This is a genomic window from Monashia sp. HAY1-5C (assembly GCF_056755255.1).
The window spans coordinates 1-1,201 of the sequence record NZ_JBPGXG010000267.1; the positions used below are offsets into that span (position 1 = coordinate 1).

Annotated in this window: 1 protein-coding gene; it reads right to left on the reverse strand. The window is 69.4% G+C overall.

Features of this window, described 5'->3' with window-relative positions; all coding sequences use genetic code 11:
• A partial coding sequence (locus tag ACR9ZK_RS21565; protein ID WP_481344010.1) for an MFS transporter occupies positions 1-1,186 on the reverse strand: 1,186 nt, incomplete at its 3' end.
• Between the last annotated feature and the right edge of the window lie 15 nt (positions 1,187-1,201).

Genomic DNA, 1,201 nt, shown 5'->3' on the forward strand with positions numbered 1-1,201 from the left:
TCCCTGCACCGAGCACCGTGGCGCGCGGACCGAAAGCATCGGCGAGGGCGCCCTGGGCCAGACCACCCACCGGGAAGCACCCCGTGTAGGCCATGATCCGAACCGCGAGCACCCGGCCGCGGAGTCGGTCGGCCACGATGATCTGTACCGCCGTGTTGGTTGCCGAGATGGTGAGCAGCAGCGCCCACCCGACGATGAGCAGGGCTGCCGCCGCCCAGCCGGGTGTCGGGGAGAGCGCGAATCCAGCGAGCCCCACCGCCTGTCCGATCAGGCCGACCTGCGTGAGCAGCGACCGGGGGAGGATGTGGCTCCAGCCGGCGAGCACCGGCGCGGCGACCAGCGCACCGACACCGAGGGCGGCATTCAGCAACCCCAAGGTCCAGGGACCGACATGGAAGACGCTGCCGGCGAAGACGACGGTGAACTGGAAGATCGGGTTCACGAGCAGACCGACCGCGACCGCGACGAGCAGGCCCATCTGGATTCCGGGCTGCCCGCGGATGTAGCCGACAGCCGTCGCGAACTGACGCCACACCGGCGCGGGGTCCGTCGTCCGCGGGCGGTTGCGCACCCTGACTGCTGCCAGGGCGAGCAGCACGGCGACGAAGGACAGGGCGTTGAGCAGGAGAGCCGGTCCCGGCCCGATGGTCGCCAGGATCAGTCCGGCGACCGCCGGTCCCAGCGACCGGGCGGCGTTGAACTGGAGGGAGTTCAGGGCGACGGCAGAGTCGAGGTCGGAGCGCGGGACGAGGTCGTTGACGAACGACTGCCAGCTGGGCATGTTGATGCCCTGGAAGATCCCGGCCACCCCGACAAGTGCCATCACGACGAGCGGCTCGCGCACGCCCGCAATCCACACGAGCCACAGAAGCAGGGCGCTGAGCGCCATCCCGGACTGGGTGACGAGCAGGACCCGGCGCCGATCGTGCCGATCTGCCAGCACACCACCCCACGGCCCTAGGGCGATGTTCGGCACGAACTGGAAGACACTCACGAGCCCCACCCACAAAGCGCTGTGGGTCACTTGGTAGACGACGAAGGGCACGGTCAAGTTGGAGAGCCACCCGCCCGTGTTGGAGGTGATCGCACCCATCCAGAAGACGGCGTAGTCGCGGTGCCGGAAGGCCCGCAGGGAGTGGCGCAGTCCTCGGGCCGGGAGCTCCGCTCGCTGCTCGAGTTCAGTCATCGGACGGTCCGTGAC